13 protein-coding genes are annotated in these 17,973 nt (G+C 72.6%); 5 read left to right on the top strand and 8 right to left on the bottom strand.

The annotated features are described in order from the left end of the window. Positions 1-266: 266 nt before the first annotated feature. Together C1N81_RS27720 and C1N81_RS27715 are read right to left on the bottom strand one after the other, a co-directional pair. Positions 267-797: a DoxX family protein gene (locus C1N81_RS27720; RefSeq protein ID WP_394433519.1), complete on the bottom strand. Its 531-nt coding sequence runs from the start codon at positions 795-797 to the stop codon at positions 267-269. Between the two features lie 121 nt (positions 798-918). Further along, a complete protein-coding gene (locus tag C1N81_RS27715) occupies positions 919-2,196 on the bottom strand; it encodes a hypothetical protein (protein WP_394433517.1) in 1,278 nt (425 codons plus the stop codon). Positions 2,197-2,362: 166 nt separating this feature from the next. Here C1N81_RS27715 and C1N81_RS27710 point away from each other — a divergent pair, with 166 nt between their 5' ends. After that, positions 2,363-3,226, top strand: coding sequence for a DUF4429 domain-containing protein (locus tag C1N81_RS27710; protein ID WP_394433515.1), 864 nt, complete (start codon positions 2,363-2,365; stop codon positions 3,224-3,226). A 30-nt stretch (positions 3,227-3,256) separates the two neighbouring features. On the opposite strand, the gene C1N81_RS27705 is transcribed toward C1N81_RS27710, so the two are convergent. Then, a complete protein-coding gene (locus tag C1N81_RS27705; RefSeq protein WP_394433513.1) occupies positions 3,257-4,048 on the bottom strand; it encodes a class II aldolase/adducin family protein in 792 nt (263 codons plus the stop codon). 118 nt (positions 4,049-4,166) lie between these two features. Here C1N81_RS27705 and C1N81_RS27700 point away from each other — a divergent pair, with 118 nt between their 5' ends. Beyond that, positions 4,167-4,646, top strand: coding sequence for a pyridoxamine 5'-phosphate oxidase family protein (locus C1N81_RS27700; RefSeq protein ID WP_394433512.1), 480 nt, complete (start codon positions 4,167-4,169; stop codon positions 4,644-4,646). Between the two features lie 61 nt (positions 4,647-4,707). Here the strand turns inward: C1N81_RS27700 and guaA are convergent, their stop codons facing one another. After that, the gene (gene guaA / locus C1N81_RS27695; protein ID WP_394433510.1) at positions 4,708-6,288 is read right to left on the bottom strand and encodes a glutamine-hydrolyzing GMP synthase; all 1,581 of its coding nucleotides are present in this window, start codon (positions 6,286-6,288) and stop codon (positions 4,708-4,710) included. A 360-nt stretch (positions 6,289-6,648) separates the two neighbouring features. Here guaA and C1N81_RS27690 point away from each other — a divergent pair, with 360 nt between their 5' ends. The 3 genes from C1N81_RS27690 (at position 6,649) to C1N81_RS27680 (ending at position 10,865) form a co-directional block, all read left to right on the top strand. After that, positions 6,649-6,921 (top strand): chorismate mutase, encoded by a 273-nt coding sequence (locus C1N81_RS27690; protein ID WP_394433508.1) that lies wholly within the window; start codon positions 6,649-6,651, stop codon positions 6,919-6,921. A gap of 645 nt (positions 6,922-7,566) precedes the next feature. Further along, entirely contained in the window at positions 7,567-9,639 is a 2,073-nt protein-coding gene (locus tag C1N81_RS27685; protein WP_394433507.1) for a glycosyltransferase family 4 protein, read from the top strand. Between the two features lie 137 nt (positions 9,640-9,776). Further along, on the top strand, positions 9,777-10,865 hold the full coding sequence (locus C1N81_RS27680) for a hypothetical protein (protein WP_394433505.1): 1,089 nt from the start codon (positions 9,777-9,779) through the stop codon (positions 10,863-10,865). Between the two features lie 77 nt (positions 10,866-10,942). Here the strand turns inward: C1N81_RS27680 and C1N81_RS27675 are convergent, their stop codons facing one another. The 4 genes from C1N81_RS27675 to C1N81_RS27660 form a co-directional block, all read right to left on the bottom strand. Beyond that, a complete protein-coding gene (locus C1N81_RS27675) occupies positions 10,943-12,739 on the bottom strand; it encodes a GMC family oxidoreductase N-terminal domain-containing protein (RefSeq protein WP_394433504.1) in 1,797 nt (598 codons plus the stop codon). Between the two features lie 72 nt (positions 12,740-12,811). After that, positions 12,812-14,437 (bottom strand): succinic semialdehyde dehydrogenase, encoded by a 1,626-nt coding sequence (locus C1N81_RS27670; protein ID WP_394433503.1) that lies wholly within the window; start codon positions 14,435-14,437, stop codon positions 12,812-12,814. A gap of 138 nt (positions 14,438-14,575) precedes the next feature. Beyond that, positions 14,576-16,255 carry a serine/threonine-protein kinase gene (locus C1N81_RS27665; protein ID WP_394433501.1) on the bottom strand — a complete coding sequence of 560 codons (1,680 nt, stop codon included), beginning with the start codon at positions 16,253-16,255 and terminating at the stop codon, positions 14,576-14,578. A 102-nt stretch (positions 16,256-16,357) separates the two neighbouring features. After that, entirely contained in the window at positions 16,358-17,920 is a 1,563-nt protein-coding gene (locus C1N81_RS27660) for a serine/threonine-protein kinase (protein ID WP_394433500.1), read from the bottom strand. Between the last annotated feature and the right edge of the window lie 53 nt (positions 17,921-17,973).

The following is a 17,973-nucleotide window of genomic DNA, read 5'->3' as shown; positions in this document are numbered from 1 at the left end:
CAGTTCCCCGCGCCCCTGGGACGTGCGGCTTCGCCGCTGCCCCAGGAGATGGCGCACGAAGTGCGCATCTCAGGGGCGCGGGGAACGGCGCGAGCAACCACGACGAAACCCGCACGCTGCAAACGCACCCGGCGAAGGGACCGCGGCGCAGCCGCGTCCTCAGGGGCGCGGGGAACGGCGCGACCAGCCACGACGAAACCCGCGCCCGGCAACGCGACCGCCACACCCGCCACCGCCGCCCCCGGCGAACGCAACCCAGGCCACCCCTATCGCCCCCGCCGGCGCCGCCACCACGCATCCACCGAGAAACCCCCCGCCCCGGCCAGAACCAGTGGCAGCCACGCCATCAAATAAGCCAGGTCATTACCCAGGTAATACGGCTGCACAGCCCAGCTGACCGTGAGCCACAGGCTCAGAGAGATCAGCGCCCCGCCGAGCGCGGCAACCCGCCCGAGCACCCCGAGCAACGTCCCGACCCCCACCGCAAGCTCGCCGAAGGCAATCGCGTAGCCGAACCCCGCCGGCGACTTGAGCGCGAGGTCGACGAGTTCGGGGATCGCGGCGATGTCGCGGACGTTGCGCATCTGTTCGCCGATGGACCCGGCCCCGTTGGCCTGGAAGAACCCGCTGTCGGTGAGTTTGTCGAGGCCCGCGTAGACGAAGGTGACGCCGAGGAAGATCCTCAGCGGCAGCAGCGCGTACCGCTGCGCGGTGTCCCGCCAGCCGCCTCCGCCGGTGTCGCGGCCCCCACCCCACCCGTATCCGCTGTGCGTATCCGTTCGCGTGCCGTGCGCCATCCCCGGTCCGCCACCTCTCACGTCGCACCCGATGCCGTGCCGTGCCGTGCCATGTCATGCCGTGCCGTGCCTTCATCCGACGATACGGACGCGGCGCCGCCCCGGCTCACCGAGGAGCGGGTCAATCGGCGACGTCGATCACGGACCGGTTCGTCTCCACTCCGGCGGCCGTGATCACCTGCACCTCCACCCGGCCGGGCTCCACATCCACCGGCACGGGAACCACCAGCAACCCGTCCGCCGGGTTCGTGAACCCGCCCGGCACGGGCACCAGCGGCACATGGACGTGGACCGTGCCGATCCGGACCGCGACCCGCGCCAGCTGGTCCGCCGCGCCCGCGCCGGGCGGCACGAATCCGGCGCCGCGGATCTCGATGTCCTCGCCGGTGCGGATGGGCGCGTCGAGGTCGCCGGCCTCGCGGGCGCGGACGACGGAGAGGACGACGGGCCGCCCGCCCTCGGCGTATTTGCCGCAGAGGTAGGTGGCGGCCGAGACCACGACGAGGACGGCGAGACCCCACGGCAGGTCGGGCAGTTGGTCGGGGCGGCGGGCGAGGCGGGCGGCGGCCCAGACGAGCGCGGCCGTGGACACGGCGACGTACTGCGTGTCGGTGAAGCTGCCGCGCCCGGAGTCGTCGGTGAGCAGGTCGGCGGCGCGCGGCCGGGTGGCGGGCACTTTCTGCAGGCGCTGGCCGAGGACGCGCAGCCCGACGACCCGGCGTACGAGGACCGCCACCGCGCAGACCACCGCGAGGACCGTCAACAGGCCGACCCCGCGCGCGAGTTCGAGCCCGTCGATCAGGGCCTCCCGCTTGCCCTCCCCCGAGGCCAGCGCCAGCTCCCCCGCCAGCACGAGCACCGCGTACACCGCGAGGACGACCACGCCACCGGCCACCGCCCGGGACGTCGACAGCCGGTTGTCCTCCCCGATGACGGGCGCGAGGACGCCGCCGCGCGCCCGGTGCAGGACGGCGGCGGCGCTCAGCACGCCGCCGACGAGAACGGCCGCGACGAGCCCCGCCGTGCGCGCCGTGCTCCAGCCCGCGCCGATCGCGGTGAGCGCCTGCACGAGCAGCAGGGCGACGACCCCGCCGCCGACCACGCAGAGGGTGCGCGGCAGCAGCCTCGCCCGCCACGCGGCGCCCTCCGCCCGGCCGCGTTCGGCGACGGTCTGGGCGGACTGGGTGAGTTCGTCGGAGATCCACTGGCGGGAGGCGCCCGCGGAGTGGGCGACGGCGGGCGGCACCCCGCTGCCGGACGCCAGCTCCTCCCGGCGCGCGAGGAACGCGGCGACCGCTCTGCGGTGCCCTTCGCGTGCGCCGTGCGGGCAGTCCCCGCACGTGCATCCGCCCTCGTGCGCGCCCGCCGCCCCGCCCTGCCGTGCTTCCCGCATCGCCACCGCGACGTCCCCGCCCTCAGCCTTTGTACCGCCGTCAACTTCCGTGCATTGACAGCGAATTGTGCCGTACGGGGCGCGGGCCCCGGCGCACGGGGGCGGCGCCATGAGGCGAACGGCCCGTTGTCCGTATTGACCGGCATGTTGACGCCGCTGCGAGAATTTCCGTATGGCCGAGATCATCCAGCGTGACGGAACCTGGGCCTTCGACGGCAGCACCATCCGCATCACCCCAGGTCTGCACCGCAGCGTGGCCCTGTTGCGGCAGACGTACGGCGAGATCAGCGTGCCGCTCACGGCCGTCTCCGGGGTCGCCTACGAGCCCGAGCGCAAGCGCGGCCGGCTCCGCCTCACCCTGCGCGAGGCCTCCGACCCGCTGCTCCAGGCCACCGGTGGCCGTCTCCCAAACACCGCGGACCCCTACCGGCTCGCGGTCGACGCGGACCGTTCGGGTGTCGCCGAGTACATCGCGGAGGAGATCCGCCAGGCGCTGCTCCTCGAACAGCTCCCGGACGGGCCCGCCGACACCTATCTCGTGCCGGGGCCCGCCGTGCCCGTCTCCGTCCGCTCCAGCGACGGCATGGTCTCCTTCGACGGCAGCCGTATACGCATCGACTGGAGCGACACCTCGGACCGGGTGAAGCGGGTGACGGGCCCGCGCGTCATCGCCCTCGACGACCTCGACGGCGTCGACTGGGTCCCCAACTCCGGCTACGAGGACGGGGTGCTGCGCTTCGTCCTGAAGGGCTCCCCGTACGCGAAGCTGCCACCGGAGAAGGACCCGTACGCCCTCGATCTGTGGGGCAACGCCCGCAAGGATCTGCTGACCGCGCTCGTCGCTGCGGCGGTCACGGCCCGCCTTCCGCACCCGTCGGCGCCGCCCGGCACCCCCGCCCTGACGTCGACGCACCACACCGACCACGACATACTCCTGCGCCGCTTGCGGGAGCTGGGCGAGCTGCACCGGCAGGGGGTGCTGACGGATGCCGAGTTCACGCGGACGAAGCAGGTCGTGCTCCGCGACTTCCGCTGAACACGCCCTCCGCGCGGGCTACCGAGAGGGCTACGACAGCAGCTCCGGTTCGCTGCGCGTGATGTCCTGCCACATCGACTGGTAGTTGATCCACGCCACGAGGTCGCCGCCCGTCCGGTCGCGGGTCGCCACGGCCTGGCGCCGGTCGATCAGCACGGGTCGGCCGACCGCCCGTGCCGCGAGCTGTACCTGGCAGCAGCGTTCCAGGGCGATGAACCACCAGGCGGCCGCGTCCACCGAGTCCCCGACGGTGAGCAGCCCGTGGTTGCGCAGGACCAGCGCCTTGAACGAGCCGAGCGCGACCGCGATCCGCTTGCCCTCGTCCGCGTCGACGGAGACCCCCGTGTACTCGTCGAGCAGCGCGTGGTCCTCGTAGAACGCGCACGCCTCCTGGGTGATCGGTTCGATCAGCTCGCCGAGCGCGGCGAGGGCGCGCCCGTACGTGGAGTGGCAGTGCGCGACGGCGACGAGGTCGGGGCGGGCCCGGTGCACCTCGGCGTGGACGGTGAACGCGGCCTGGTTGACGTGGTAGCGGCCCTCGACGACCTGCCCGTCCCCGTTGGCGAGGACGAGGTCGCCGACGGTGATGTGGCGGAACGGCATCCCGAAGGGGTTCACCCAGTAGCAGTCCTCGAACTCCGGGTCGCGCGCCGTGATGTGGCCCGACACCCCGTCCTCGTAGCCGAGCCGTCCGAAGGTGCGCAGCGCGCCCGCGAGCCGCTCCTTGCGGTACCGGCGCTCGTCGGCGGGGTCGGTGTGCACGGGCGGCATGGCGAAGTGCAGCTGGTCGGTGGGTATCGGGGCGGGGCTGGGCGTCGACATGGAGCGGAAGGTACCCGGGTGGCCGGGAAGGCGACAGGGCCGGGCTGTGAAGAGAATGCGCCGGACCGGCCCCGTAAAGACGACAGGAGGTGTCCGGTAACCGCGCCACACTCGGCGCATGACGTCGAACTGGGCTGCCCTCACCGCCGCCGAACCGGGCCTCGCCAAGACCGTCGAGGACCGCTTCGCCCTCCATACGCACCACGTCCTGGCGACCCTGCGCAAGGACGGTTCGCCCCGCACCTCGGGGCTCGAAGTCCGTTTCCTGGACGGCGAGTTGTGGCTCGGCATGATGCCGGGCTCGCTCAAGTACAAGGACCTCGTGCGCGACCCGCGCTTCGCCCTCCAGGCCAACCCGGGCGAGGGCACGACGATGGGCGGCGGCGACGTACGGGTCAGCGGCCGGGCCGTCCTGGTCGAGGACCCGGCGACCATTGCCCGCTACACCGGACAGGTCGAGGTCCCGGACCCGGACGACTTCCATCTCTTCCGCACCGAGATCACCGAGGTGACCCGCACGTCCATCGAGGACGACACCTGGCTGGTGGCGCAGGTGTGGACGCCGGGCGAGCCGGTGCGCACGCTGCGGCGGACATGACCGAAGGCGCCGCCCACCCATGGGGGTGAGCGGCGCCTTAGGTGACGTACCGGCGTGGGGACTACTCCCACTCGATGGTCCCCGGCGGCTTGCTCGTCACGTCGAGGACGACGCGGTTGACGTCCTTGACCTCGTTCGTGATCCGCGTCGAGATCTTCGCGAGCACCTCGTAGGGCATCCGCGTCCAGTCCGCCGTCATGGCGTCCTCGGAGGAGACCGGGCGCAGCACGATCGGGTGGCCGTAGGTGCGGCCGTCGCCCTGGACGCCGACCGAGCGGACGTCGGCGAGCAGCACGACCGGGCACTGCCAGATCTCGCGGTCGAGGCCGGCCGCGGTCAGCTCCTCGCGGGCGATGGCGTCGGCCTCGCGGAGCAGGTCCAGGCGCTCCTTGGTGATGTCGCCGACGATGCGGATGCCCAGGCCGGGGCCGGGGAAGGGCTGGCGCTGGACGATCTCGTCGGGCAGGCCCAGCTCGGCGCCGACCGCGCGGACCTCGTCCTTGAAGAGCTGGCGCAGCGGCTCGACGAGCTCGAACTCGATGTCGTCGGGGAGCCCGCCCACATTGTGGTGGGACTTGATGTTGGCGGTGCCGGTGCCGCCGCCGGACTCGACGACGTCCGGGTAGAGCGTGCCCTGCACGAGGAAGGCGACCTCGGGGCCGTCCTCCTGGAGGATCTCCAGCTGGGCCTGCTCGAAGACGCGGATGAACTCACGCCCGATGATCTTGCGCTTCTCCTCGGGGTCGGAGACCCCGGCGAGCGCCTTCAGGAAGCGGTCGCTGGCGTCGACGACCTTGAGGTTCGCGCCGGTCGCGGCGACGAAGTCCTTCTCGACCTGCTCGGTCTCGCCCTTGCGCATCAGGCCGTGGTCGACGTAGACGCAGGTGAGCTGGGAGCCGACGGCCTTCTGGACGAGGGCCGCGGCGACCGCGGAGTCCACGCCGCCGGACAGGCCGCAGATGGCGCGCTTGTCGCCGACCTGCTCGCGGATCGCGGCGACCTGCTCCTCGATCACGTTGCCCGTCGTCCAGGTGGGCTTCAGGCCCGCGCCCCGGTACAGGAAGTGCTCCAGGACCTGCTGGCCGTGCGTGGAGTGCATGACCTCGGGGTGGTACTGGACCCCGTACAGCTTCTTCTCGTCGTTCTCGAACGCGGCGACCGGGACGACGTCCGTCGAGGCCGTCACGGTGAAGCCCTCGGGCGCGGCCGAGCACGCGTCGCCGTGCGACATCCACACGGGCTGCTCGTCGGGGGTGCCCGCGAACAGCGTCGAGTCGGACTTGGAGACGGTCAGCGGGGTGCGGCCGTACTCGCGGGCGCCGTTGTCGTCGACGGTGCCGCCGAGGGTCGTCGCCATCAGCTGGAAGCCGTAGCACATGCCGAAGACGGGGACGCCGGCCTCGAAGATCTCGCGGTCCAGGCTGGGGGCGCCCTCCGCGTAGACCGACGACGGGCCGCCGGAGAGGATGATCGCCGCCGGGTTCTTGGCGAGCATCTCCGCGACCGGCATGGTGCTCGGCACGATCTCGCTGTAGACCCGGGCCTCACGGACACGGCGGGCGATGAGCTGGGCGTACTGCGCACCGAAGTCGACGACCAGGACGGTGTCGGGGGCGGCGGCAGCGGAAGTCGCTGATGACACGGGTTGCCTTCCGGCGGCTTTAGCAGGGGGTCGTACCGTCGATTCTAACGGTTCGGGTCAGCTGTCCCCGAGGTCACGGGGCTCCGCCCCGGACCCCGCTCCTCAATCGCCGGAGGGGCTTGAAGGTGAGCGCTCCGGAGGGGCTTGATTCGGGCGCGCTATAGTGGCGGCCATGTTCTCGTACGCGACCTTCGTCTTTACCTATGGCAGCCGGCCCGCCGGATGCCATGGTCGTGCTGCTTGAGCAACTGACAAGCGACTTCCCAGGCGCCCCGGGCCGACAAGGCCCGGGGCGCCTGTCGTTTCCCCGGTCCTGCCGGTACCGGGCTCCGCCCCACCCGTGAAACGGAGCCCTCTCCCATGACCGTCACCGACACCACCACCCCCGACGCCGCCGGCGTGATCTCCGCCTCCCGCGCCCGCATCGACGCCCTCGACGACCGCATCATCGGGCTCGTCCAGGAACGGATGGCCGTCTCCGCCGTCGTCCAGGAGACCCGGCTCGCCAGCGGCGGGCCTCGTGTGAACCTCTCCCGCGAGATGGAGGTCCTCGGCCACTACAGGGACGCGCTCGGCAAGCCCGGCACCGCGCTCGCGATGACCCTGCTCGAACTGTGCCGGGGCCGTGTCTGACACCCGGACCCCAGTTCGGTGCAGCACTCACCCGTACGGCGCGTGACCCCGACGCGGCGGGCTTCGTTGGTCCCGGTGTCCGTGTCAGCCAGGGGCGGGCCAGTCGAACCACGCGTGGCTTTGCTGGAGCGATGAGACGTCACGGTCATGCCGTACGTCGTGGGACCTCGCTCCGGTGCAGTGACCGGACGGCAGGGGACAGCAGCCCGGTCACCCAAGAGAACGGCCGGTCCCGGGGACGCCCGGGGCCGGTCGGCCTCCTGACCCTCCTCCCACACCCCCAGCCTTTCTCCACCCGTCCCCGTGTCCCCCCGAAGAGCCAGCGGCGCGACCCCCCGGCGCCGCTCCGCGGCAACGACGCTGCCCTGACGTCGGAGCCGATGACGAAGGGCCCCGCAGATCCGTCCTGCGGGGCCCTTCGCCGTGCCCGCCACCCGCCTTCGCGGCGGTCCTGACGTGCGGCGATGCGAGGTCGGCCGGATGGTTGTACGGCATCGGCATGAAACTCGCCACATTTGCGACGGATCATGGCACATATGTCTATATGTGTGACGTGCATCACAGAACGCAACGCCCTCCCGCCCATTGGGGCTCAACCAAGGCGCGGGTCACTGGTGACTCGTTCCCGTGGGGGGAGAGGAACACATGAAGATCGCTTTTCTCATCAACAACGCGTACGGCATCGGCGGGACCATCCGGGCCACCGCGAACATGTCCGGCGCGCTCGCCGCGCGGCACGAGGTCGAAGTGGTGAGCGTCCACCGGACCGCCGACCGCACCGGGCTGCCCTTCGACCCGCGCGTCCGCATGACCACCCTCATCGATCTTCGTGAGGACAGCCGCGAGTACGCCGGTGACGACCCGCTGACCGAGCAGCCCAACACGATGTACAACGAGGGCAGCACCGTCGCCGGGAGGCAGCGCTACACCGCCCTGCACGACCAGCGCCTCTCCCGCTATCTGACGGAGACGGACGCCGACGTCGTCATCGCCACGCGCCCGATCCTCAACGGCTACCTCGCCCGCTACGGCACCCCCCGCTACCTGAGCATCGGCCAGGAGCACCTCTCGCTCGCCGGCCACGCCGACCAGGTGCGCCGCGACCAGAACGTGGCGATCGGCCGGCTCGACGCCTACGTCACCGTCTCCGAGGCGGACGCCGCGGCCTACCGCGCCGCGCTCCCCCAGGTCCGCACGCTGATCACCTGCGTGCCCAACGGCGTGCCCGCCGGGCGGGTGCAGCCCTCGACGCGGGACTCCAAGGTGATCGTCGCGGCCGGGCGGCTCATCCCCGTCAAGCGCTACGACCGGCTCGTCGACGCCTTCGCCAGGATCGCGGACAGCCACCCCGACTGGACGCTGCGGCTCTACGGGCGCGGCCCCAAGAGGGACGAACTGCGCGCGCAGATCGACGCCCTCGGCCTGTACGAGCGGATCCTGCTCATGGGCTCGGCCTCGCCCATCGAGACCGAGTGGGCCAAGGGCGCGATCGCCGCCGTCTCCTCCGACATGGAGTCGTTCGGCATGACCATCGTCGAGGCCATGCACTGCGGCGTCCCGGTCGTCGCCACCGACTGCCCGCACGGCCCCGCCGAGATCATCGAGCACGGCAGGAACGGCCTGCTCGTCCCCAAGGCGGACGGCGAGGACGGCATCCGGGCGTACGCCGACGCGCTCGACAGGCTCATGTCGGACGCCGCGCTGCGCGACGAGATGGGCGAGGCGGCCCGGGTCCGCGCCGCCGACTTCGAGCCCGACGTCGTCGCCCGCCGCTACGAGGAACTGTTCCGCGCCCTCGCCGCACGCCGCCAGGAGTTCCCCCGCCCCGAGCGCCTCGACACGCGCCGCCGCCCCCGGCTGTTCCGCCGCCCCAAGGCCGCCGCGCTCGTCCAGCGGCCCGCCGAGCCGGCCGCGCCCAAGCCGTCGGCGTCCACGCCGCTCGCCTTCGTCCGCTCCACCGCCGAGGGCGGCGTCACGGTGCGGCTCGACGCGGCGACGCTGCCCGCGGGCCCGCTCGACCTCGTGATCCGGCTGCGCAAGGACCCCAAGGGCCGGGAGATCCGCGTGCCCGTACCGGAAGCCGCCGCGGACGGCGTCACCCTCTCCCCCGCCGACCACGTCCTCGCCGAGGGCCGCTGGGACTGCTACGTGGCACGGCGCGGCACCGACAAGCGCCAACGGCTCGTCTGCGGCCTCGCCGAGCGGGCCCGGCGCGTGGGCGCGGCCCCGTACACCGGCCCGGCCGGGGTCGCCGCCTGGCAGCCGTACCCGACCGTCGACGGGTTCCTCGCGCTGCGCACCTGGCACCGCCCCGCGCACGCCGAAGTGGAGCGGGTCGAGATCGGCGAGGACAGCGCCACGTTCACCGCCGTGCTGCTCGGGGACGGCGCCGCCCTGGACGGGGCGCGCGTCGTCGCCGTCTCGCGCGCCGACGACCGCCAGGACTTCTCCGTACCGGTGACGCCACGGCCCGGCGGCGGCTTCACGTTCACGCTGCCCTACGCGGACGCGGCCGGCCACCGCGAGGCCGAGCGCGACTACTGGGACCTGCGGCTGCACCGCGCCGCGTCCGAAGCGGCGCCGGTGCCGGTCGGCCGGCTCGGCGGCGACATCGTCGACCGCAACAAGACCGACATGTTCCCCGAGCGCGGCGGGCACGGTGTGAAGGTCTATGTGACGGCGTCGAGCGACTTCGCCGTCTGCGCCCGTCAGCGGTGAATCCGGCGGTCCGGGCGCGGCGGAGTCAGTGATCCAGCTCACATGAAGATCCTGTTAGAATCGGGACAACCATTCCTTGCCGGCACAGGTCACCTATGCAGAACCGAACGTCCCTCTGCATATCGATCGGGGTAGGAATGAAGCTTCGCCGCGCACTGGTGACGGCGGCCGCCACGGCCGCCGTGGCGCCCCTCGCGCTGCTCTCCGCCCCGGCCGCCTTCGCGGAGGAGGGGCCGCGGCCCGCGGCCACGACCGCGACCGGCACGCCGGACCCGGCCGGCGCCGCCGAGGGGACCGACCCGGAGAACACCACCTCGGAGCCGGGCGCGGACAAGGACCCGGCCACCGACGGCGACCTGGACACGGACAAGGACCCGGCCGTCGGCGGCGACCCGGACACGGAGACCGAGACCGAGCCGGGCCCGGCCGGCGAGGACACGAAGACCCCGCCGGCGAAGGACCCCGAAGGGCCGGGGCGGCCGGGCGACGAGAAGCCCGGCGACGGCGAGCCCACCGAAGAAGAGTGCACCGCGATCGAGAAGAGCCCCGGCACCCTCGCCGAGCTGCGCGATCTGCCCTCGAAGGTGGTCGCGGGCTCCGGCTGGCACACCTTCGCCTTCCGCGTCTCCAACAAGACGTCCGAGGAGTTCGACGCGGCCTTCGTCCGGCTCTACGCCTTCGCGTACGCCTACGACAAGGACACCACCGAGATCACCAAGTACGTCCACGTCCAGTACTCCGACATGGACGGCTGGCACGACGTCGACACGGCCATCGACTCCGACGACCACCGGCCCTTCGCCAACCTCGGCCGTATCGCCCCGGGCGACCACGCCGACCTCCCGCTGCGCCTCGGCGTCGACCCCGGGGCCCCGACCGGCATCGGCGGCTCGGTCGCCTTCGCCACCAGCGTGGACCCGGACGGCGTCTGCGGCGAGAGCGTCCCCGAGGACCAGGAGTACCGGTTCGAGATCGTCGCCGCGCCGAAGAAGCCCGGCACGGTCCCGGCGGCCGTCACCTCACCGAAGCCGGCCGTGACCAGCACGCCGACCCCGTCCAACAGCCCGGCCCCGCAGGCGAGCAGCACCCCGTACGCCGGGACGCTCGCCGCCACGGGCTCCGGTTCGGCGCTGCCGATGCTCGGCACGGTCGGCGGGATCGCCGTCCTCGCCGGGGCCGGTGTCGTCCACTCCGTGCGTCGCCGCAAGGCGGGCAACGAGGCGTAGGCGCCCCGCACGCCACGCGAAGGACCCGCACTCGGAGGGGGTGCGGGTCCTTTCCGTGTCTCCCGTGTCTCCGTTCGTCACTCGGTCTTCTGCGGCGGCACCGACGGCATCCCCAGGAACGGGAGCCGGAGCGCGCCGAACGCGTCCGCCGGGACCGCCGGGCTCTTCGGCTCGACGGCCGCGAGCCGGGTGTAGGCGGCGCCCGCGCGCGGACGCGGGTCCTCCTCGCCCTTGTTGGGCCAGTACGACATCGCGCGCTCGGCCTGCGCCGTGATCGTCAGGGACGGGTTCACGCCGAGGTTCGCGGTGACCGCGGCGCCGTCCACGACGGAGATCCCGGGGTGCCCGTACAGCCGGTGGTACGGGTCGATGACGCCGCTCTCCGCACTGTCGCCGATGGGGCAGCCGCCGAGGAAGTGCGCGGTCAGCGGGGTGCCCATCAGCTCGCCGACGTTGGACCCGGCGAAGCCGTTGATCTCGGCGGCGATCGCGGACGCGCCCTCGGATGCCGCCTTGATCTGCTTGGGGTTGGGCGCGCCGTGGCCCTGGCCCGCGGTGAGCAGGCCCTTGCCGACGCCGTCGGGCTTCAGATACGTCGTCAGCGAGTTGTCGAGGGACTGCATGACGAGGCCGATGATGGTCCGCTCCGACCAGCGGCGGTTGGACAGGGAGCGCGCCATCAGGGTCGGGTGCTTGACCGCGTTGACCAGCCAGCCCGCGACCCGCGACGACTTCTCCGCGTAGGGCACCTGGAGGATGGAGAGGCCGCCCATCGCGTTCGATCCCTTGCCGTAGCGGACCGGCTCGATGTGCGTGCTGGCGTCCGGGTGGATGGACGAGGTGATCGCGACGCCCTTGGTGAAGTCGGGGTCCGCGCCGTGCCGCTGCCGGTAGCGCCGGTCGGTGGTCTGCGCGCCGACGAGGGCCTCGGAGTTGGTCCGGGTCAGCTCGCCCAACCGGGCCGAGATGTGCGGGAGTTGACCACTCGCCTTCATCCGGTGCAGGAGCGTCTGCGTACCGTACGTGCCCGCCGCGACGACCACCTTGCGGGCCTTGAAGACGCGCCCTGCCGACTTCTTCTTGTCGTCCGTCGGCAGCGTCGCGACCGCGTAGCCGCCCTGCGAGTCGTCGGTCACGGAGACGACCGTCGTCATCGGGTGGACGACGGCACCCGCCTTCTCGGCGAGGTACAGGTAGTTCTCGTTGAGGGTGTTCTTCGCGCCGTGGCGGCAGCCCGTCATGCACTCGCCGCACTCCTGGCACGCCTTGCGCGCGGGTCCGGCTCCGCCGAAGTACGGGTCGGGGACCTGCTGGCCGGGGCGCGCCTTGACACTTCCGTCGGCGTCCTCGCCGTCGCCGAAGAACACGCCGACCGGCGCCATGTGGAAGGTGTCGCCGATGCCCATGGACTGGGCCGCCGCCTTCAGATGCACGTCGGCCGGGGTCATCGTCGGGTTGAGCCGTACGCCGAGCATCCGCCGCGCCTGGTCGTAGTACGGCTTCAGCTCCTCCTCCCAGTCGGTGATGTCCTTCCACTGGGGGTCCTCGAAGAACGGCTTCGGCGGCACGTAGAGGGTGTTGGCGTAGTTGAGCGAACCGCCGCCGACGCCCGCGCCCGCCAGCACCATCACGTTGCCGAGCAGGTGGATGCGCTGGATGCCGTACATGCCGAGCTTCGGCGCCCACAGGTAGTTCTTCACGTCCCAGGAGTTCTTCGGGAGCGTGCCGGGGGCGAAGCGGCGGCCCGCCTCCAGGACGCCGACCCTGTACCCCTTCTCGGTGAGGCGCAGGGCGGAGACGGATCCGCCGAAGCCCGAACCTATGACGATCACGTCGTAGTCGAACGCCGCGTCGTCGGTTTCCTCCAGCGCCATTGCCGGTCTCCTTGCGTGCGAGTGCGGGTCGTATGTGGCTGGTCGCGCGGTTCCCCGCGCCCCTGGCGGCGCTCAGCGCAGGCGGAACTTCTTCATCAGGCTCAGGCTGCGCGTCATGAACTGGGCGTACTTCTCGTCGTCCATGCCGAACGACGGCGCCATCGGCATGACGCGCTGGTGCGCGACGGTCTGTGCCTCGGTGTACTTGAGCAGGCCCTCGGAGCCGTGGCGGCGGCCGAGTCCGGAGTCCTTCATGCCGCCCATGGGCGCCTGGACACTGCCGTACGCGGGCGCGTACCCCTCGTTGATGTTGACGGTGCCGGTGCGCAGGCGGGCCGCGACCTCGTGGCCGCGCTTGGCGTCCTTCGTCCAGACCGACGAGTTGAGCCCGTACGGGGTCGCGTTGGCGAGGGCGATGACCTCGTCCTCGTCGGTGAAGCGGTAGACGGAGACGACCGGGCCGAAGGTCTCCTCGGAGCAGACCGCCATGGGCGCCTCGACCCCGTCGAGGATGGTCGGCTCGAAGAAGTACGGGCCGATGTCGGGCCGTGCGACCCCGCCGGCGAGGAGCTTCGCGCCCTTGGCGACGGCCTCCTCGACGTGGGCCTTGACCGTCGTCAACTGCCGTTCGCCGACGAGCGATCCCATGTCGGCGCCGTACGCGAGGGACCGGCCGAGCCGCATCGATTTGGTGCGGGTCGCGAACCGCTCCAGGAAGGCGTCGGCGACCGAGTCGTGCACGTACAGCCGCTCGATGGAGATGCAGAGCTGGCCCGCCGAGGAGAAGCAGGCGCGCACGGCGCCCGCCGCCGCCTTCTCCACGTCGGCGTCCTTGAGGACCAGCATGGCGTTCTTGCCGCCGAGTTCGAGCGAGACGCCGACGAGCCGGGCCGCCGCGCCCTGGGCGACCTCGCGCCCGGTGCGGGTGGAGCCGGTGAAGGAGACGTAGTCGGCGTGCTTGACCAACTCGGGCCCCACGACCGGCCCTTCGCCGAGGACGACCTGGAACACCTCGGCGGGCAGACCGGCCTCGACGAGCAGGTCCCGGGCCCACAGGGCGGTCAGGCAGGTCTCCGTGTCGGGCTTCATGACCACGGCGTTGCCCGCGACGAAGGCGGGCAGCGCGTCGCCGACGGAGAGTTCGAGCGGGTAGTTCCAGGGGGCTATCTGCCCGACGACGCCGCGCGGCTGGCGCAGCTCGGTCACCTTGGTGAGGGTCGGGACGGCGCCCGTGTGACGCTTGGGCCTGAGGTACGTGGGGGCCTTCCTGCCGTAGTGGCGGGCCGCGACGGCGACGGCCTGCACCTCCTCGTGGGCGTGCAGACGGGCCTTGCCGGTCTCCAGCTGGATGAGGTCGAGCACCTCGGCCTGGCGCTCCAGGACGAGGTCGTGGAAGCGGAGGAGCACGGCGGCGCGCTGCCGCACCGGCGTCTTCGCCCACACCTCCTGCGCGGCGCGGGCCCGGTCGAAGGCGGTCGCCACGTCCTCGGGCGTCGACTCCGGCAGCTCTGCCAGCTTCTCACCGGTGAACGGCGTGTGGTTCGCCGTCCGGCCCGAGCCGACCACGCCCCGGGTGAGCTGGGCGACCAGCTCGGGCGTGACCACGTCGGCAGCCGTGCGCGCGCCCGCGGGGGCGGCGGCCGTCGGGTTGGTCCCGGTCTTCTGTACGGTCTCGGGGGTGGCCTGCGACTCCGTCATGGAGGGGAGCGTATGCCGTGGGCGACGCTTTCGGTACCCATCAGTAACGAGCTTTCACCGGCCACACACACCGCGCCAGTGTTCGCTGGCATCAAAGCCGCTGATCAGCGGCTTTGCGGCAGCGCTTCACACCGTCGGTCATTTTTCGGCGATGGCCAGGTTGGCAAGGACGTCGTCGGCGACCTCGCGGCCCCGCGCGGTGAAGTCGCCCTTGCCGGGATAGTCGACCGACACCCGGTACATGTCACCGGCCTTGTTCCTGTAGTAGAAGAACCGGACCTCGCGCGGCCGGGGGTCGGTGCTGTCGTCCGTCCTGTACGTGACGGTGTTCCGCGCGGCGTCGTCGCCCTGGAACTTGGCGTCGTCGTCCGGTGCCGTCCGCGCCCCCTTCGGCATGTCGAAGTCGGAGTCGCCGCTGTCCTTGAACCCGGTGTCGTCGTCGTACATCTGGGCCCGCGCCGAGCCCTTGATCTGGTTCAGCGTGTCGTCCTTCTTGCGCGCCACATGGACGCCGACGGAGACGCCGCCGCTCCAGTCGGTGTACGTCACCCAGTTCTTGTCGGTGTCCGTGTCGGTGGGCCGCCCGGCCTGGTACTCCTCCGGCACGGCGACCGTCACGCCGAGCGCCTTCTCCTCGTGCTTCGTCCAGCCCTCCGGCATAGGGCCCGCGAACGGGTCGGCGACCACCAGGTACGCGGCCGCCGCCAGGACGACGACCCCGGCCGCGGCCCCGATCAGCGTCCTGCGGCCGAGCCGGACACCGCCGCGGGCCGGGCCGACCTGCACGACCCGCGTGGGCTCCGGCGCGGCGGCGCGCTCCAGCAGGGCGCGGACCTGCGGGGCGGACGGGCGGCGCGCCGGGTCCTTCTGCAGCAGCCCGTTGATGGCGTCGGCGAGCGGGCCCCGCGCGGAGGCGGGCGCCGCCGGGGTCGCGTTGAGGACGGACTGGAGCGTGGCCGGGGTGTTGGTGCGGCGGAACGGGGAGACGCCCTCGGTCGCCGCGTACAGGACGACTCCGAGCGACCAGAGGTCCGAGGCCGGTCCCGGGCGCCGGCCGAGGACCCGCTCGGGGGCGATGAACTCGGGCGAGCCGACGAAGCCGCCGGTGTCGGTCAGGCTCGTCTCGCCCTCGATCTGGGCGATGCCGAAGTCGGTGAGGACGACACGGTCGTGCCGGCCCAGCATGACGTTGTCGGGCTTCACGTCGCGGTGCAGGACGCCCGCGGCGTGCGCGGCCTCCAGGGCGCCGAGCACGGCGAGCCCGACGCGGGCCGCCTCACGGGCGTCGAGCGTGCCCTCCTGGAGCGCGGCGCCGAGCGAGCGGCCCTGCACGAACTCCATGACGATCCAGGGTCTGCCGTCCTCGACGGCGACGTCGTGCACGTTCACCACCGCCGGGTGGTCGAGGCGGGCCGCCGCCCGCGCCTCGCGCCGCATCCGCTCGAAGACGGTGGCCCGCTCCCGCTCCGGGAGGTGGTCGGGGACGCGGGGCTCCTTCACGGCGACCTCGCGGTCCACCGTCTCGTCCTTGGCCCGCCACACGGTGCCCATGCCGCCGTGGCCCAGCTTGGCCAGGAGCCGGTAGCGGCCCGCGACGAGGCGGCCCGCGCCCGGATCGGGCTGCGGCTGCGGCTGCGGCTGCGGCTGCGGCGCGGCGTACGGGTTGCCCGGGTGCGGCACGTGCGGTGCGGCGGGCGCGTGCGGTACGGCGGCGGGCGCGCGCCCGGGGCCCGGGGCCGGCCGGGGCGGCTGCAGGCTGAAGCTGGTCGGTTCGTTCGGGCCGTTCGGACCCTGGGCGGTTCCCCCGTTGTCGTTCATGGGTCCATCCCTACCGCGCGGGCGCCTCCGCTTCCACAGACGTCCCCACAAGGGTCACGGACTTGTGACCGGCCCCGGACCGGCCCGGCCACCCAAGCCGCGTCATTCCTCCGCAGATGGGGCGAACGTGTCGACGGCGGCGTCGAAGTACCCCCGCGCCTCGTCGATCCTGCCGACCGGCGCCGAGACCCGCACGTCGTACCGGCGCCCGCCCTCCTCCCAGCACAGGTCCATGACGCGCCGCGCCTCACCGGAGGCGCTCGGGTCGTCCCAGGTGAACTCCCACAGCGCCGCGTCGTGCTCGTCGTGCGAGGTGTGGGTGATCTTCCCGTCCCGGTAGCCGGGGTTGGTGCGCGGACCGGCGGCGGCCGCCCGCTGCTGCGTCGCGGCGGGCCCGCCGTTCTGCGGCGCGGAGACCTGAATGCCGATGCGGAAGGTCCGGCCCGCCGACATGTAGTACACCCACACCCCGTCGACCGAGCGGGAGAACCCTTTCGGCACGGCGAGCGCGAACCCCTTCGCGTCCCGCACGCCCCGGTAGCCGGGCGGCGCGGTGAGCGGCGGCTGCTGGGTGACGGTCACGGTCGGGGTGGGCGCCTGCGTCGTGGTCTCCGTGCGCGTCGGGGTGGACGCCGTCGAGCTGGGCGGCTGCGGGGTGTTGTCGTCCTGCCCCGCGAGCAGCACGGCGGCGGAGACCCCCGCCCCGGTGACCGCGGCGACGACGGCGGCGGCGACCAGCACCACCCGCGTCGGGATCCTGCGCCGCCGCACCACGACCGTGTCGAGGGGTGGCGGCAGGAACGGCAGCCGGGCCGGGGCCGCCTGCGGGGTCGCGCCCGTGGCGACGTAGGCGCGCAGCAGCCGCTCGGCCTCGTCGAGGTCGAGGCGCCGCTCGGGCTCCCGCTCCAGGAGGCCCCGGACCACCGGGAGCAGCGGCCTGGCCTCGACGGGCGGCATCGCCTCCTCGTACAGGATCGCGTGCAGGGTGCCACCCAGGGACTCGCGGCGGAACGGGGACTCGCCGGACAGCGCGGCGCACAGCAGCGCGCCGAGCGACCACAGATCGGCGGCGGGGCCGGTGCGGCCGCCCTGCATCCGCTCGGGCGCGGTGTACTCCGGCGATCCGACGAAGCCGCCGGACTCGGTCAGGGTGGTGGCCCCGGCGACCCGGGCGATCCCGAAGTCGGTGAGCACGATCCGGCCGGTGCCGCTCTCCAGGAGGACGTTGGCGGGCTTGAGGTCGCGGTGCTGGACCCCGCCGGCGTGGGCGGTGCGCAAGGCGCCGAGCAGCGCGAGCCCGATCCGCGCGGCGTGCAGGGCGTCGACGGGCCCGTCCTGCGCGAGCCGCTCGGCGAGCGAGGGACCGTCGACCAGCTCCATGACCATGTACGGGCGTCCGTCGTCGACGACCACGTCGTGCACGACGATGATGTTGGCGTGCCGCAGCTGGGCGACGGCCCGCGCCTCGCGCAGCATCTGCTCCCGCTGGAGGCGTGCCTCGCTCTCCGACAGCGATTCGTCGAGGCCCAGCTCCTTGACGGCGACCTGTCGCGCGAGCAACGTGTCGGTGGACCGCCAGATGACCCCCATGCCGCCGCGGCCGATCTCGGCCTCCAGCCGGTAACGACCGCCGATCACGCGGACGTTGGCCCCCTCGGTCCCCATGCGCCCCATCATGCCGCACACATGCGTGCAAGGACTGTCCGGTTCCGGTCAGC

The organism is Streptomyces sp. SGAir0957, from assembly GCF_043523415.1.
Note: the sequence above shows the minus strand (reverse complement) of the source record. Positions and strands in the feature narration are given on the sequence as shown.

Bases quoted from the DNA above. Each gene is read 5' to 3' on its own strand.
- C1N81_RS27720 (WP_394433519.1), bottom strand. From the start codon at position 797: ATGGCGCACGGCACGCGAACGGATACGCACAGCGGATACGGGTGGGGT.
- C1N81_RS27710 (WP_394433515.1), top strand. From the start codon at position 2,363: ATGGCCGAGATCATCCAGCGTGACGGAACCTGGGCCTTCGACGGCAGC.
- C1N81_RS27705 (WP_394433513.1), bottom strand. From the start codon at position 4,048: ATGTCGACGCCCAGCCCCGCCCCGATACCCACCGACCAGCTGCACTTC.
- C1N81_RS27700 (WP_394433512.1), top strand. From the start codon at position 4,167: ATGACGTCGAACTGGGCTGCCCTCACCGCCGCCGAACCGGGCCTCGCC.
- C1N81_RS27690 (WP_394433508.1), top strand. From the start codon at position 6,649: ATGACCGTCACCGACACCACCACCCCCGACGCCGCCGGCGTGATCTCC.
- C1N81_RS27685 (WP_394433507.1), top strand. From the start codon at position 7,567: ATGAAGATCGCTTTTCTCATCAACAACGCGTACGGCATCGGCGGGACC.
- C1N81_RS27680 (WP_394433505.1), top strand. From the start codon at position 9,777: ATGAAGCTTCGCCGCGCACTGGTGACGGCGGCCGCCACGGCCGCCGTG.
- C1N81_RS27675 (WP_394433504.1), bottom strand. From the start codon at position 12,739: ATGGCGCTGGAGGAAACCGACGACGCGGCGTTCGACTACGACGTGATC.
- C1N81_RS27670 (WP_394433503.1), bottom strand. From the start codon at position 14,437: ATGACGGAGTCGCAGGCCACCCCCGAGACCGTACAGAAGACCGGGACC.
- C1N81_RS27665 (WP_394433501.1), bottom strand. From the start codon at position 16,255: ATGAACGACAACGGGGGAACCGCCCAGGGTCCGAACGGCCCGAACGAA.
- C1N81_RS27660 (WP_394433500.1), bottom strand. From the start codon at position 17,920: ATGGGGACCGAGGGGGCCAACGTCCGCGTGATCGGCGGTCGTTACCGG.